At 67.4% G+C, this 13,972-nt stretch carries 15 protein-coding genes and 1 riboswitch; of the genes, 10 read left to right on the top strand and 5 right to left on the bottom strand.

What is annotated here, in order from left to right:
• The 4 genes from C0V75_RS19515 to C0V75_RS19500 all read right to left on the bottom strand — a co-directional run bounded on the left by C0V75_RS19515 (position 1) and on the right by C0V75_RS19500 (position 3,352).
• Positions 1–393 carry a response regulator gene (locus tag C0V75_RS19515; protein ID WP_305791152.1) on the bottom strand — a complete coding sequence of 131 codons (393 nt, stop codon included), beginning with the start codon at positions 391–393 and terminating at the stop codon, positions 1–3.
• Complete coding sequence (locus tag C0V75_RS19510) at positions 390–680, bottom strand: STAS domain-containing protein (protein WP_101922645.1); 291 nt, start codon at positions 678–680, stop codon at positions 390–392. Before C0V75_RS19510 ends, C0V75_RS19515 begins: the two co-directional genes overlap by 4 nt.
• Positions 681–737: 57 nt before the next feature.
• Positions 738–2,717, bottom strand: a complete 1,980-nt coding sequence (locus C0V75_RS24160; RefSeq protein WP_143710461.1) for a methyl-accepting chemotaxis protein — start codon at positions 2,715–2,717, stop codon at positions 738–740.
• Between the two features lie 128 nt (positions 2,718–2,845).
• Positions 2,846–3,352 carry a chemotaxis protein CheD gene (locus tag C0V75_RS19500; protein WP_101922643.1) on the bottom strand — a complete coding sequence of 169 codons (507 nt, stop codon included), beginning with the start codon at positions 3,350–3,352 and terminating at the stop codon, positions 2,846–2,848.
• 349 nt (positions 3,353–3,701) lie between these two features.
• On the opposite strand from C0V75_RS19500, the gene C0V75_RS19495 reads away from it, so the two are divergent.
• Complete coding sequence (locus C0V75_RS19495) at positions 3,702–4,247, top strand: sigma-70 family RNA polymerase sigma factor (protein WP_101922642.1); 546 nt, start codon at positions 3,702–3,704, stop codon at positions 4,245–4,247.
• Positions 4,244–4,879, top strand: a complete 636-nt coding sequence (locus C0V75_RS19490) for an NrsF family protein (RefSeq protein ID WP_101922641.1) — start codon at positions 4,244–4,246, stop codon at positions 4,877–4,879. Before C0V75_RS19495 ends, C0V75_RS19490 begins: the two co-directional genes overlap by 4 nt.
• A 21-nt stretch (positions 4,880–4,900) precedes the next feature.
• Here C0V75_RS19490 and C0V75_RS19485 read toward each other — a convergent pair whose 3' ends face one another.
• A complete protein-coding gene (locus C0V75_RS19485) occupies positions 4,901–5,770 on the bottom strand; it encodes a hypothetical protein (RefSeq protein ID WP_101922640.1) in 870 nt (289 codons plus the stop codon).
• A 155-nt stretch (positions 5,771–5,925) separates the two neighbouring features.
• Between C0V75_RS19485 and miaB the strand changes: the two genes are divergently transcribed.
• The 8 genes from miaB to metK all read left to right on the top strand — a co-directional run bounded on the left by miaB (position 5,926) and on the right by metK (position 13,966).
• Positions 5,926–7,260, top strand: a complete 1,335-nt coding sequence (gene miaB, locus C0V75_RS19480; RefSeq protein WP_101922639.1) for a tRNA (N6-isopentenyl adenosine(37)-C2)-methylthiotransferase MiaB — start codon at positions 5,926–5,928, stop codon at positions 7,258–7,260.
• Positions 7,261–7,426: 166 nt separating this feature from the next.
• The gene (locus tag C0V75_RS19475; protein WP_254216538.1) at positions 7,427–7,996 is read left to right on the top strand and encodes an OmpA family protein; all 570 of its coding nucleotides are present in this window, start codon (positions 7,427–7,429) and stop codon (positions 7,994–7,996) included.
• A gap of 23 nt (positions 7,997–8,019) precedes the next feature.
• Positions 8,020–8,340, top strand: coding sequence for a hypothetical protein (locus C0V75_RS19470; protein ID WP_143710460.1), 321 nt, complete (start codon positions 8,020–8,022; stop codon positions 8,338–8,340).
• 200 nt (positions 8,341–8,540) lie between these two features.
• On the top strand, positions 8,541–9,560 hold the full coding sequence (locus C0V75_RS19465; protein ID WP_173861106.1) for a PhoH family protein: 1,020 nt from the start codon (positions 8,541–8,543) through the stop codon (positions 9,558–9,560).
• Positions 9,561–9,738: 178 nt separating this feature from the next.
• Positions 9,739–10,242: an rRNA maturation RNase YbeY gene (gene ybeY, locus C0V75_RS19460; RefSeq protein WP_101922636.1), complete on the top strand. Its 504-nt coding sequence runs from the start codon at positions 9,739–9,741 to the stop codon at positions 10,240–10,242.
• 39 nt (positions 10,243–10,281) lie between these two features.
• Entirely contained in the window at positions 10,282–11,214 is a 933-nt protein-coding gene (locus C0V75_RS19455; RefSeq protein WP_101922635.1) for a transporter associated domain-containing protein, read from the top strand.
• 8 nt (positions 11,215–11,222) lie between these two features.
• On the top strand, positions 11,223–12,707 hold the full coding sequence (gene lnt, locus C0V75_RS19450; RefSeq protein WP_371410709.1) for an apolipoprotein N-acyltransferase: 1,485 nt from the start codon (positions 11,223–11,225) through the stop codon (positions 12,705–12,707).
• A 33-nt stretch (positions 12,708–12,740) separates the two neighbouring features.
• Positions 12,741–12,790: riboswitch (SAM-SAH riboswitch) on the top strand.
• A 6-nt stretch (positions 12,791–12,796) separates the two neighbouring features.
• Positions 12,797–13,966 carry a methionine adenosyltransferase gene (gene metK, locus C0V75_RS19445; RefSeq protein ID WP_101922633.1) on the top strand — a complete coding sequence of 390 codons (1,170 nt, stop codon included), beginning with the start codon at positions 12,797–12,799 and terminating at the stop codon, positions 13,964–13,966.
• The last annotated feature ends 6 nt before the right edge of the window (positions 13,967–13,972 follow it).

Below are 13,972 nucleotides of genomic sequence, written 5' to 3'. Positions count from 1 at the left end.
TCAGCCAGGGAGGACGCGGCGGATCGTGGCCACCAGCGCCGCGTCATCGAAGGGCTTGCCGATCCAGCCGGTTGCCCCCATCCGGCGGGCCCGGTCTTTCAGTTCCGCACCGGTTTCGGTGGTGAGGACGAGGATCGGGATCCGAGCGGCCTGCACCCCGGAGCGGACCGCCTCGATCAGGCCGAAGCCATCGAGATGCGGCATGTTGAGATCCGTCACGATCAGATCCGGGGTGGTTTCGGCCAGCCGGACCAGCGCCTCACGGCCATCGCTGGCAAGGGTGACGGCATAGCCTGCCTCGCTGAGGGCCGAGCGGAGGAGTTCGCGCATCGTGAGGCTGTCATCGACGGCCAGCACATGGGCGGCGGGAGTGGCGAGGGCCTGCGACATCATGCGGTTCGCCCGGTGATCGGCGCATCTCCGGCCGGGAAAGCGGCCCCGGCCCCCACCAGGGCAAGACGGGCAGCACCGTCGGCACCCAGATTGATCAGGGAGAGCCGGTGGCCCTTGCCCTGCTGGATGCGGTCGGCAAGCAGAAGGACCTGAAGGCCCGCCGCGCCGACATGGCGCAGAGCGGCGGCATCCAGAACCAGCGGACCTTCGGCCTGGGCGCATTCCGCCCAGAGGTCGCAGGCGGCATCGACATCGAGCCGTGCGGGAAGGGAAATGGGTTTCGACATGGCGGCGGACCTTGAAAGAGGGCGGAGACGCAGAGATCGGCGAGGGGGGACGGCGACCTAGAATTCCTCCCAGCCGGATTGGGCGGCGACGGCGCGGGCGGGCGGGCGGCTGTCGCGGATGGCGGATGCCTCGGCGACACGCAGGGGCGTGACCTTCGGATCGCGCAGGGGCGGAGGTTCGGCGGTCGCTGCCACGCCGTCGAGGCGGAAGCGCTGCATCAGGGCGGCCAGGCTTTCGGCGGCGCGGTGGAGGGAATGGCTAGCGGCCGTAGATTCCTCGACCATGGCGGCATTCTGCTGGGTCACCTGATCCAGCATGGTGACGCCGGAATTGATTTCCGTGATCCCGGTCGCCTGTTCACGGGAGGATTGCGCAAGCGCCGAGACCCGTTCGGCGATATTCGTCACCCCGGCGAGGATGGCGCGCAATGTCTCGCCCGCCTGACCGACGAGCGTCACGCCATTCTCCACCTGGCGGCTGGAGGCGGAGATGAGGTCCTTGATTTCGCGCGCAGCGGCGGAGGATCGCTGGGCGAGGGCGCGCACTTCCGAGGCGACGACCGCGAAGCCACGCCCGGCCTCGCCGGCCCGGGCGGCCTCTACCCCCGCATTGAGGGCGAGGAGGTTGGTCTGGAAGGCGATCTCGTCGATCACGCCGATGATCTGGCTGATCTGGCGGGAGGAGGCCTCGATCTGGCCCATCGCCTCGACCGCGTCGGTGACGACACGCCCCGATTCCTCGGCCTCGCGATGGGCGGCGCGGGCGGACTGGTCGGCGCTTGCGGCACTTTCGGCGGCAGAGCGGACGCTGGCGGTGAGTTCGTCCAGAGCTGCCGCCGTCTGCTCCAGCGTGGCGGCCTGTCCTTCGGTGCGGCGGGAGAGATCTTCGGCGGCCGCGTTCATTTCGGCTGCGTCGTTCCGGATGCCGCCGGTGACGGATACGACTTCGACCAAGGCCTCCGACAGACGGTCGAGCGCGGTGTTGAAGTTCTGGCGCAGCGGTTCGTATTGCGGGGGGAAGGGGGTCTGGATGCGATGGGTGAGGTCGCCAAGGGCGAGGGCCGTCAGCCCGTCGCCCAGATGGCGGGCCATGAGCGCCTGCCCGTCTTGCGCGCTGCGGCGCTGCGCGTCTTCCTGAAGGGTCGCGGCGACGCTGTCGGTGACATCGGTGCCGAGGCAGAGGATGTGCTGGATCTGCCCCGCCTCGTCCCGGATCGGGTGGAGCGTGCAGTCGAGCCAGGACTCCGCGCCGTGGCCGGCCAGGTGCAGGCGGGCCGTTTCATAGCCGGAGCCTGACGCCCGCGCGAGGATCGCGGTCAGGGCGGCCCCGTCCGCGGACAGGAGCGTGCCGAGGTTGCGCCCTGTCATCCCGGCCGGATCGCAACCGGCCGCGCGGGCGGCCGCCTCATTGGCGCGGAGAATGCGCCCGTCTGCCGCCAGTTCGAAGACGGGCTGATGCCTGTCGATCGCCGCGATCTGCGCCTTGAGCCGACTATGGGCGGACAGATCGGCCAGAGTGATGACGGCGCCGCCTGTGCCGGGAAGCGGGGTCATCCGCAGGCCGAGACTGTGTTCCCCCGCCGTGATCTGCGTCGTCGCGGGTGCGCCGCCGCTGAGCCGGGCATCGTAATCCGCCAGAAGGAAGCGGATATCCGCGCCGATGATCAGGCCGTCGGGGGGAAGCGGAAGGTGACGGCGCAGGTCAGCGCCATGCTGCGCGATCAGCGCCCGGAATGCGGCGTTCGCATGGGTGATGCGGCCATCCGGCCCCGTCAGGATGAGCGCGGAGGGCGCGCAGTCGAAACCGATGCTGCGGGCGTCTTCCCCGGCATCGACCGGCGCAGGGCGATTGGCGGCGGCCCGGCCTGCCTGCCAACTGGCGACAAGACCCGTGGTCGCGGCCGCGACGAGCGCAGCGGCGAGGGCGGCCCCGGCCCCCGGGAGACCTGCGGCAAGGGGGATGCCCCCGGCCAGCAGGCCGGCGAGCGTTCCGGTGGCGACCAGAACCGGCGGTTCGGCCCTGAATTGGCTGATCATCCTGGAGAACTCCATCTTGCGAGGGCCTGTCCTTCCGCCCCCTCCGTGTCTTTCCTCGGGCCAAGTCTGCGGCTGATTCGTTAAATCGAGGTAAGTGCGCGCTGCCCGTCGCAGCCGGGCGTGCCGGGTCAGAACAGGACCACTTCGCCGGATCGGGGCGCGGCGGGGGCAGGGCCTTCCTGCACCGCCGTGGGGGGAAGCAGGAACTGCTGGGCGCGGCCATCGACCGGCCAGAAGCGGATGCGCCGGCCGCGATCGCCGCCCACGGACCCGCCGATGCAGGGTATGCCTTCGCGGCGGAGGAATTCCTGCGCGAAGGTAAGGTTGCGGTGGCCGATGTCGGGAAGATGCGGTTGCAGATGCGCGCCACCGAAAAGCTTGGCCCGCAGGGCGGAGCGTTCGGCCCCCTGGCGCAGCAGGGCGTTGATCAGCAGTTCCATCGCATGCAGGCCATAGCGCAGCGAGGCCCCGTCATGGGCCGGGCCGTCGGGCAGGAGGAAATGGTTCATCCCGCCAATCCCCGCCCGCGCATCCCAGAGGCAGGCCGCGATGCAGGAGCCGAGGACGGTGCTGATTACCTCGTCAGCATCGGAGGTGACACGGTGTTCGCCCTGCATCAGGGCAATCAGGCGCATCGCGGCACCCGGGGGTGAAGCGCGGCTGTCGGCGGGGGACTGTGGTCGAGCTGGCACATGTCTCCGACTCTAGCGGGCGCGGGTTAATGCATCCTTGCCGCGGCAAGGGGCGGGTTGCAGGAGGCTGCGGCCCGTCGGGCCGATCGGGTGAGCGGGCAAACCTCGGCCCGGCCTGTGCGGCGCCATGGCGCGGAGGTTGGCGGCGGGGCGGGCTGCCGTCACGCGCCATGCCGAACCGGTGTCCGGAACAGCACGCTTCGGGGCGTCTGTTGGTAATCTGAAACAAATTTGTGGGATTTGCGGTCAAGGCTGTAACAGAAGTGACTCTCGTGCGAATGGACGATCCAGAATGACGAACCGCGAAGCCGAATGGTCGGCGCTGCTGATTGCGGCGATGGAAGGGGACGGGCGCGCCTATGCCCGCTTCCTCGGCCTTGTCACGCCCGTCTTGCGCGGGATCGTGCGGGCGCGTGGGCGGGTTCTTGGTCCGGAAGGGCAGGAAGATGTGGTGCAGGAGGTGTTGATCGCCATCCACACCAAGCGCCACACCTGGGACAGGTCGGCGCCGCTTCTGCCCTGGCTTCATGCGGTGACGCGGCACAAGGTCGTGGATGCCTTCCGCCGCAGGGGCGGTTCGGTGCATCTGCCCATCGAGGATTTCGCCGAGGCGCTGGAAGCGGAGGCGGAGCCCGATGCGATGGCGGCGCGGGACAGTGCGGTGCTCATCGGGCGGTTGGATGCGCGGTCGGCCGATATCGTGCGGTCGGTAAGCCTGCACGGGTTGAGCACGGCCGAAGTGGGTGCGCGGCTGGAGATGAGCGAAGGCGCGGTGCGCGTGGCGCTGCACCGGGCGATCCGCCGGATGGCGGATATTGCGAAGGGAACCGAGAAATGAAGACGGATGATCTGATCGGGCTGCTGGCGGCGGATGCCGCGCCGCAGGCGCCGCTGCGTCCGGTGCGGATCGCCGGTGTGGTCCTTGCGGCCATTCTGGCGGTGGCGGGTCTTTTCCTGATGCTGGCCGGGGTGCGGGAAGGGCTGGCGGCGGCGCTTCAGCAGCCTGCGGTTCTGGCCAAGACGGCGCTGCCGCTTGTCCTTGCGGGGCTGGCTTTCCCGATGGCTCTGGCGCAACTGCGACCGGATGCCGTGCGGCCGCGCTGGTGGGGGCTCTTGCCCCCGGCCATGGCGGCGGCGGGGCTTTGGCTCTGGGGCTTTTCGGTGCTGTCCCCGGCGGAGCGGTTTGCGGATGTTTCGGCCTTTTCCGTGACGGAATGCCTTGGTCTGATCGTCACCCTGTCGATCCTGCCGTTGGCGGTTCTGATCGCGAAGATGCGCCGGGGGGCGAGCGTGGCCCCGGCACGGGCGGGGGCATTGGCGGGGCTTGCCGTGGCTTGTGGCATCACGACGGGCTATTCGCTGTTCTGCACGCAGGACAATCCGGTCTTCTATGTGACCTGGTACGGGCTGGCCATCCTGCTGGTCACGGTGCTGGGCGCGGTGCTGGGTCTGCGCTTCCTGCGCTGGTGACGGGGCCTGCGGAGCGGGTGGTCAGAACCATTGCCCCGGTTCCATGAGGCCGAGGTCCATAAGCTGCTGCGAATGCCATTCGAACGGGGTGGAATTGTGCCAGCGGAAGCTGCGGATTTCCCATTTCGAGCCCGGATTGGACTTCAGCGCCTTTGCCGTGCGGAAGGAACAGACGGCCGCGGTCAGGTTGTTGTGCCAGGGGCAGGCATAGGTGTTGTATTCCTCGTCCGAGAAGGTGAAGTCGGGCCGCAGGACGAGGCCCCGCTTCGCCTTGAACAGCGAGACCCGGTCAATCTTGCGGCGGGTCCAGGGAACATGCTCTTCGAACCGCCAGCGCAGGCCGCCGAAGAAATCGAGCTGGCGTTCCTTGGGGTGCCAGTTGTTGTCCGGGTCCTGCCGGGCAAGGGCGTAATAGCCGGACCGGTCGAGATGGGCAGCTTCGAGATTGACCGCGCCGGGGTGGCGGTCGAGGTCGTCGGCATAGAGGTCGATGACATAGGTGAGCATCGCATCGCGCCTTTCCTCGGCATGGAAGGCGAGAAGGTCGCGCACGGTGCGCGTTTCGCAGAAGGGGTGGAAGAGATATTCGGCGTTGAAGCAGTAGAACATCCAGAGGCCGGGGAAGGCCTCGATCAACTGGTTGACCGCGGCGATCAGCGCGTTTTCGGCATGAACGTCATGGCGGATGCGGTGCACCGCCGGTTCCAGCGCCGCGGCCAGCGTGATTTCCGGCGGGGCGAGCAGCAGCACCTCGGGGAAGCCCGCCTGCAAGTGATGACGGAGGGTGGTGTCCACTTCCACCCCGTCTTCGGCCATGATGATGGCCATGGGGCCCTTGGGCGGGCTGGCCGTGGCGGACCTGATATACTCTGACAACGACTCGTGCTGCATGCACCCTGCCCGAACTGCGCCCCTGCGGCCGGTCTTGGCCAGCCTTGGTGCAGAGTCCGGCATGGCCCGCGCCGATGCAAGCCCCTTTGGCGGGGGCGCGATTGCGAAACCTGCCGATTTGCCTATATGGGACGCTTGCGGAACAGGGGGGCGCCATGCCGGAACCGAAGAAGCTGTTCATCAAGACCTATGGCTGCCAGATGAACGTCTATGACAGCGAGCGCATGGCGGAGACGCTGGGCGCGGAAGGCTATGTCGTGACCGAGGTGGCGGAAGAGGCGGACATGGTGCTGCTGAACACCTGCCATATCCGCGAGAAGGCTTCGGAGAAGTTGTATTCCGATCTTGGCAGGCTGCGCCCGCTGAAGCAGGCGAAGCCCGATCTGAAGATCGGTGTGGCAGGCTGCGTGGCGCAGGCCGAGGGGGAAGAGATCCTGCGGCGGATGCCTCTGGTGGATCTGGTGGTGGGGCCGCAAAGCTATCATCGCCTGCCGGGCATGATGGATGAGGTGGCCAAGGGCAGGAAGGCGGTCGATACCGATTTTCCCGCCGAGGACAAGTTCGACCACCTGCCCGAACGCAAGGCGCTGCGCGGGCCCTCGGCCTTTTTGACGGTGCAGGAGGGTTGCGACAAGTTCTGCGCCTTCTGCGTAGTGCCCTACACGCGGGGGGCGGAGGTGAGCCGCCCGGTGGCGCGGTTGCTGGGCGAGGCGCGGGCGCTTGTGGAGAAGGGGGTGAAGGAAATCACCCTGCTGGGCCAGAACGTGAATGCCTATCATGGCGAGGGCGACGGGGGGGCCTGGGGGCTGGCGCGGCTGGTGCGGGCGCTGGCGAAGATCGACGGGCTGGAGCGCATCCGCTACACGACGAGCCATCCCAATGACATGGAGGACGATCTGATCGCCGCCCATGGCGAAGAGGCCAAGCTGATGCCCTATCTGCATCTGCCGGTGCAATCGGGCAGCGACCGCATCCTGAAGGCGATGAACCGCAAGCATACGCGGGACCAGTATTTCCGCCTGATCGAACGCATCCGCGCGGCACGGCCCGACATCCTGCTGAGTTCGGATTTCATCGTGGGCTTTCCGGGCGAAAGCGAGGCGGATTTTGCCGATACGATGGACCTGATCCGTCATGTCGGGTTCGGCGCGGCCTTCAGCTTCAAGTATTCTGCCCGGCCTGGCACGCCTGCGGCAGAGAAGACTCCGGTGGAGGCCGCGGTGGCGGATGCGCGGCTGCAAGAGTTGCAGGCGCTGATCACCACGCAGCAGCGCGCGGCGCAGGAGGCGATGGTGGGGCGCGAGGTGGGCGTCCTTTACGAGAAGGCGGGGCGTCTGCCGGGGCAGATGGTGGGCAAGTCCGACCATCTGCATGCGGTGCATGTCGCGGACCCCGCGGCGCGGGTGGGCGATCTGGTGCGGGTCCGGATCACGGCATCGGCCCCCAATTCGCTGGCCGGGGCGCGGCTCGACGCGCCGATTGTTGCCTGACCGGCGACAATCGTGCCGAAGGCGGAGGATTGGCCCGCCTGTGATCTGAAACTGACGGCGCAGGCTCTGGAAGGGCGTGATTTTCCCTTGCCTTGCGGCCCTGAGGGCGGCAATCCTGATGGCGAGTATCTGTAGGTGGTGATCTGTTAACGAGGAGGGCTTCGGCTTGTTTCGATACTCGCGTCGCGCGCTGATTGGCGCGCTTTGTGTGGCGCTCAATGTGGTGGCGCCGAGCGGGCTCTTGGCCCAGACCCAACCCGAAGTGACAGGACGGATCGACTGGGGCGCCTGGATCGACGATGACGGCTGCATGCATTGGTGGGCCGATGGCGGCGTCGAGGGCTATATGGTGCCGCGCCGCGATCCGCATACGGGCAAGCCGGTCTGCCTGAAGCGGAACCTGTGCCTGGTGGAGAATACCGATACGCTTTTCGCGACGGACAGCGCAAGGTTGACGGCGCAAGGCCGGGCGCGGTTGCAGTCCTTCTTCCAGTCGGCGGGCGCCTTTGGCTATGCGATCTACGGGCATACGGACAGCCGCGCCTCGGATGAATACAACATCCGCCTGTCGGAGCGCCGCGCGGCGGCGGTGGCGGATGTGGCGCGGTCGGTCGGCGCGCCGGTGGAACGGCAGATCGGCTTTGGCGAGCGGCAACCGCGCGCCAGCAATGCGACGGCGGAGGGCATGCAGCAGAACCGCCGGGTGGAAGTCGTCTGCTACACGTGGGGTCGGTGATGATGTGTGTGAGCTTGCCCCGCGTGGGGGTTCTTGTCCTGATGGGTCTGGTGCTTTCGGCCTGCGGGATCGCGCCTTATGGCGGGCCGGACAGCGTGATCGCCACAGGGTCGGATCGCGGCCTGTTCGACCGGACGTCGCTGGTCAATGGCGAGGCTGCCATTGCCTATGACCCGGACGGCTGCCAGAACTGGATCATCGACGACGGGATCGAAGGCTATTCCAGCCCGCGCTATGACCCGGCGAGCGGTTTGCCGATCTGCAACAACCGCTTCCCGCCCGGGACCGTGATCGGCCCTTATGAGACGCGGTCGGCGGCCATTGGGGACTGGGTGCCGCGCTGAGGCGCGGGAAATGCGTGAGCGGGACGGGGGGCGCATCGGGGATGCGCCCCTTCTTTCTTCTGCGGTGGGACCAAAGGCGTCATGGCATTTGCACAATCCTTGGGCAGAATGACCCTGTGACCTTGATTGATGCTTGCCTTGTGGCGGAACGCGGCACATCATCAAGATATTGGCGAAGCCCCTTGCAGAAGGAGACCCCTTTGGGCATCAGCGCGCTGACCCCCCCGACCCGTTCCGAGGACGTTGTGGAAACGCTGCTCGAATTTCCGGACAACCGATTGCTGATTGATCTGTGCGGCGAATTCGACCGCAATCTTGCGCAGATTGAACACCAGATCGGGGTTCATATCCTGAGGCGGGGCAACAGGTTGGCCGTGATCGGCGAGAAGGGCGCGAGGGATCAGGCGGCGGGTGTGCTGCGATCACTTTATGCACGGCTGGAATCGGGGCGCGGCGTGGCGGCGGGCGATATCGACGGCGCGATGCGGATGGGGCGTCCGATGCCCGACCGGGCGATGGCCGAGGGCGAGCAGATCGAGATGTTCTCGGCCGGCGGGATCGAGCTGCGCACGCGCAAGAAGCCCATCGAGCCGCGCACCGAGGCGCAGAAGGCCTATGTGGCGAACCTGTTCCAGAACGAGCTGGGCTTCGGCATCGGACCGGCGGGGACGGGGAAGACCTATCTGGCCGTGGCGGTGGGCGTGACGATGTTCATCTCGGGTGCGGTGGAGAAGATCATCCTGAGCCGCCCGGCAGTGGAGGCAGGCGAACGGCTCGGCTTCCTGCCCGGCGACATGAAGGAGAAGGTCGATCCCTACATGCAGCCGCTCTATGACGCGCTGAACGACTTCCTGCCGCAGAAGCAGGTGCAGAAGCTGATGGAGGAGAAGCGGATCGAGATCGCGCCGCTGGCCTTCATGCGCGGGCGGACGCTTTCGAATGCCTTCATCGTGCTGGACGAGGCGCAGAATGCGACGACGATGCAGATGAAGATGTTCCTGACGCGACTGGGCGAGGGCAGCCGGATGGTGATCACCGGCGACCGGACGCAGATCGACCTGCCGCGCGGCGTGCCGTCGGGGCTGGCCGATGCAGAGCGCATCCTGAAGGGGGTGAAGGGCGTGGCATTCAACTATTTCACCGCCAAGGACGTGGTGCGCCACCCGCTGGTGGCGCGGATTATCGAGGCCTATGAGGCGGACGAATCGCCCTCGGCGTGAAGTAAATTGCGCGCGGCCCCCGCAGGCGGGGACCGCGCAAGCCTTTTGTCTCGCCTCCGCGCGTGCCGCGCTGCGGCTCGGTCGCCGGGGGCGCTGCCCCCGGACCCCCGGAGTATTTGGGCCAAGATGAAGGGACAGGGCTTTGCGCATTCCCTCCGCTTCGGCTAGAAGCGCGGCCATGAGCGGGATCGTGGATATCGTCATCGAGGATGAGCGCTGGGAGGCCTTTGGCCTTGAAGCTTTGGCGGAACGGGCCGTCGCGGCGGCCTTGCAGGCAGTCGGGCCGGGTGGGGCGGGATATTCCGTCGTGCTGATGGGCTGCGATGATGCACGTATCGCGGCCTTGAATGCGGATTTCCGGGGCAAGCCGCAGCCGACCAATGTTCTGTCCTGGCCGTCGGAAGAACGGGCGGCGGAAGAGGCCGGGGGCATGCCGGACCTGCCGGAACCGGGGGATGCGGAGGAGCCTTGCGAGTTGGGTGACATCGCTATTGCCTTCGAGACATGTGAACGCGAGGCGGCGGAGCAGGGCAAGCCGATGGCGGAGCATGTGACCCATCTGGTTGTTCATGGCCTGTTGCATTGTCTGGGCTATGATCATGTCGATGCGGCGGATGCCGCCGTCATGGAGGGCCTTGAGGTGCGGATACTTGCCAGCCTGGGCCTTTCTGACCCATATTGAAGCGGCCCTGCGGGACAGGGTGTTTTGGAAGAAGGATCCATGGGCAGTAGCAGCGACGGTTCTCTTGCGGCGCGGGGCGCGCAGGACGATATGGGCGCGGATGAGGCGGAGCCTCCGCAGCGCGGATTTTTCGGGCGGATACTGAACGCCCTTTCCCCTTCGAACAGCGATCAGTCGGCACGGTCCGAGGCTGCTCCGCAAGCCTCCGGGCCGGCCGGGGCTGCGGCGCAGACCAGTCTGCCGGGGCTGGGCGCCCTGCGGCGGCTGCGCGTCGATGACGTGGCGGTGCCGAAGGTGGATATCGTGGCGGTGCCGCTGGATATCGGACGGGATGAGCTGGTGGAGGTGTTCCGCGAGCATGGCTTCAGCCGGGTTCCGGTCTACAAGGGCACGCTGGACCATCCGCAGGGGCTGGTGCTGTTGAAGGATCTGGCGCTTCAGCACGGGTTCGGGGCGGGGGGGCGGTTTTCGCTGAAGCGGATGCTGCGGCCCGTGCTCTATGCGCCGCCATCGATGCCGATCGGTGTGCTCTTGCAGAAGATGCAGCGCGAGCGGGTGCATATGGCGCTGGTGATCGACGAATATGGCGGGGTGGATGGTCTGGTGACCATCGAGGACCTGATCGAGACCGTGATCGGCGAGATCGAGGATGAGCATGACGAAGAGGAAGGCGCCCTCTGGAAGGAGGAGAAGCCCGGAGTCTTTGTCGCCATGGCGACCGCGCCGCTGGAAGAGATCGAGACGGCCATCGGGTTGAAGCTGCGGCATGACGAGGATGACGAGGAGATCGACACGCTGGGCGGCATCGTCTTCCTGCGCACGGGTCGCGTGCCGGCGCGGGGCGAGATCGTGCCGCATGAGAGCGGGGCGGAGTTCGAGGTGATCGACGCCGATCCGCGCCGGATCAAGCGGTTGCGCATCCGCCTGCCCGAGGCTGTGGCGGCGCGACCGCCGGTGCCTGCCGAGGAATGACGGCCGACGTGGCGGCCCCGGCCCGGCGCTGGGCGCGGCCCGGTTGGGGCGCGCTGGCGCTGGCTTTTGCGACAGGTGCGGTGGTGGCATCGGGGCAGGCCCCTCTGGGCTGGTGGTGGCTGGCCTTGCCGGCGCTTGCGCTGCTGATCCGGCGGGTCGGGCAGGCTGGGCGCGGGGCGGTCTGGCTGGCATGGTTCGCGGGGGCGGGGCATTATGCGGCCGCGCTGAACTGGATCGTGGAGCCTTTCCTGATCGAGCCGGAGGTGCATGGCTGGATGGCGCCCTTTGCGGTGGTCTTTCTGTGTTTCGGCCTTGCGCTGTTCTGGGCGGCGGCGGCTTTTCTGGGCGCGCGGGGGCGCTGGCCGGGGATCGGCTTCGCGGTGGCGCTGGGCGGGGCGGAACTGGCGCGGGGCTATGTTCTGACCGGGTTTCCCTGGGCGGCGCTGGGCCATGTCTGGATCGGCCATGCGCCCATGCAGGTGGCGGCGCTGGTGGGGCCGTCGGGATTGACGCTGCTCACGCTGCTGGCGGCGGCGCTGGTCGCGCTGTGGCGGCCGGTGCCGGTGGTGGCAGGGGCGGCGCTGGTGGCGGCGGGGTTCGGCTTCGGCCTGTGGCGCGAAGCGGGGCCGGAGCCCGTGGCGCAGGGGGCAGTCTTGCGCCTGGTGCAGCCCAATGCCGAGCAGGGGCTGAAATGGGACCCGGAGCAGGCGCGCATCTTCTTTGAACGGCAACTGGATTTCACCATGGCGGGGGACCGGCCCGATCTGGCGATATGGCCCGAGACGTCGGTGCCCTATCTGCTGGAGGATTACCCGGAGGTGGCCGAGCGCATCGGCGCGGCGGGGCGCGGACAGCCGGTCGCGGTGGGCATCCAGCGGGTGGAGGGCTGGCGGTTCTGGAACAGCCTTGCGGTGATCGGGCCCGAGGGGCGGGTCGCGCAGTTCTATGACAAGCACCATCTCGTGCCCTTCGGGGAGTATATCCCCTTCGGCGATGTGCTTTACGACTGGTTCGGGCTGGTGGCCTTTGCTGCGCAGGAGGGCAACGGCTATTCGGCGGGGCCGGGGCCTGCGGTTCTGGACCTTGGGCCGGGGCTGGGCAAGGTCTTGCCGCTGATCTGCTATGAGGCGGTCTTTCCGCAGGATCTGCGCGGGGCGCCGGAGCGGGCGGACTGGATCCTTCAGATCACCAATGATGCCTGGTTCGGGGAATGGACCGGCCCGTATCAGCATCTGGCGCAGGCGCAACTCAGGGCGGTGGAGCAGGGGCTGCCCTTCGTGCGCGTGGCGAATACCGGTGTCTCGGCCCTGATAGATGCGCGCGGGCGGGTGGTGGAGAGCCTGCCTCTGGGCGAGGCGGGTTTTCTGGATGTGGTGTTGCCGGGCGCCTTGCCCCCCACGCCCTATGTGCGACTGGGCGAGGGGCCGGTCCTTCTGTTGCTGGCGGGACTCGGCGCCGGGCTGGTTCTGGCCGGGCGGCGGAAGGCGGCTTGACGCGCCGGGGGCGGGGGTCTAGTCACGCGCATCGAACCGTCACAACGGCTTCCTGGCGTGACGGGGGTAACCCCAATGGAGCACTTCCCATGTCCCGACTGAACTATGTCTTCACCTCCGAATCCGTGTCGGAGGGGCATCCCGACAAGGTGTGCGACCGCATTTCCGATGCGGTGCTGGACGCCTTCCTGTCGGAAGAGCCGAATGCCCGCGTGGCCTGCGAAACCTTTGCCACGACCAATACGGTTGTCGTCGGCGGGGAAGTCGGCCTTTCCACCGAAGCAAAGACCAAGGCGATGCTGGCGCGGGTCGAGGGCATCGTGCGCGATTGCGTCAAGGATATCGGCTACGAGCAGGACAAGTTCCACTGGAACACGCTGAAGGTGCACAACTTCCTGCATGAGCAATCCGCCCATATCGCGCAGGGTGTGGATCGCGACGGCGCGGGCGACCAGGGCATCATGTTCGGCTATGCCTGCCGCGAGACGCCGGAACTGATGCCGGCGCCGATCCAGTATTCTCATGCGATCCTGCGGCGACTGGCCGAGGTGCGGAAGTCGGGCAAGGAACCGACGCTGGGGCCGGATGCCAAGTCGCAGCTTTCGCTGCGCTATGAGGATGGGAAGCCCGTCGAGGTGACCTCCATCGTGCTGTCCACGCAGCATCTGGATGAGGCGCAGACCTCGGACGACATCCGCGCCATCGTGGAGCCCTATATCCGCGAGATCCTGCCCGATGGCTGGATCACCGCGAAGACGGAATGGTGGGTGAACCCCACGGGGAAATTCGTGATCGGGGGCCCCGATGGCGATGCGGGCCTGACCGGGCGCAAGATCATCGTGGATACCTATGGTGGCGCTGCGCCGCATGGCGGCGGGGCGTTCTCGGGCAAGGACCCGACGAAGGTGGACCGGTCGGCGGCCTATGCCGCGCGCTATCTGGCCAAGAACGTGGTGGCGGCAGGGCTGGCGGATCGCTGCACCTTGCAGGTGTCCTATGCCATCGGGGTGGCCAAGCCGCTGTCGATCTATGTCGATACGCATGGCACCGGGGCGGTGGATGCGGCGGCCATCGAACGGGCAGTTGCGGAATGCATGGACCTGACGCCGCGCGGCATCCGGACGGCGCTGGGCCTGAACAAGCCGATCTATGCGCGCACCTCGGCCTATGGCCATTTCGGGCGCGAGGCGACGGCGGATGGCGGTTTTAGCTGGGAGCGGACCGATCTGGTCGAGGCGCTGAAGAAGGCGGTGAAGTAAGGCATC

Origin of the sequence: Tabrizicola sp. TH137 (assembly GCF_002855575.1) — a bacterium.
In the GTDB taxonomy this organism is placed as follows: domain Bacteria; phylum Pseudomonadota; class Alphaproteobacteria; order Rhodobacterales; family Rhodobacteraceae; genus Paragemmobacter.
Note: the sequence above shows the minus strand (reverse complement) of the source record. Positions and strands in the feature narration are given on the sequence as shown.

What these genes read in the sequence shown, in the direction of transcription:
- C0V75_RS19510 (WP_101922645.1), bottom strand. Translation starts at nt 680, where the DNA reads ATGTCGAAACCCATTTCCCTTCCCGCACGGCTCGATGTCGATGCCGCC.
- miaB (WP_101922639.1), top strand. Translation starts at nt 5,926, where the DNA reads ATGCCGGAACCGAAGAAGCTGTTCATCAAGACCTATGGCTGCCAGATG.
- C0V75_RS19490 (WP_101922641.1), top strand. Translation starts at nt 4,244, where the DNA reads ATGAAGACGGATGATCTGATCGGGCTGCTGGCGGCGGATGCCGCGCCG.
- C0V75_RS24160 (WP_143710461.1), bottom strand. Translation starts at nt 2,717, where the DNA reads ATGATCAGCCAATTCAGGGCCGAACCGCCGGTTCTGGTCGCCACCGGA.
- C0V75_RS19455 (WP_101922635.1), top strand. Translation starts at nt 10,282, where the DNA reads ATGGGCAGTAGCAGCGACGGTTCTCTTGCGGCGCGGGGCGCGCAGGAC.
- ybeY (WP_101922636.1), top strand. Translation starts at nt 9,739, where the DNA reads ATGAGCGGGATCGTGGATATCGTCATCGAGGATGAGCGCTGGGAGGCC.
- C0V75_RS19495 (WP_101922642.1), top strand. Translation starts at nt 3,702, where the DNA reads ATGACGAACCGCGAAGCCGAATGGTCGGCGCTGCTGATTGCGGCGATG.
- metK (WP_101922633.1), top strand. Translation starts at nt 12,797, where the DNA reads ATGTCCCGACTGAACTATGTCTTCACCTCCGAATCCGTGTCGGAGGGG.
- C0V75_RS19500 (WP_101922643.1), bottom strand. Translation starts at nt 3,352, where the DNA reads ATGCGCCTGATTGCCCTGATGCAGGGCGAACACCGTGTCACCTCCGAT.
- C0V75_RS19515 (WP_305791152.1), bottom strand. Translation starts at nt 393, where the DNA reads ATGATGTCGCAGGCCCTCGCCACTCCCGCCGCCCATGTGCTGGCCGTC.
- C0V75_RS19485 (WP_101922640.1), bottom strand. Translation starts at nt 5,770, where the DNA reads ATGCAGCACGAGTCGTTGTCAGAGTATATCAGGTCCGCCACGGCCAGC.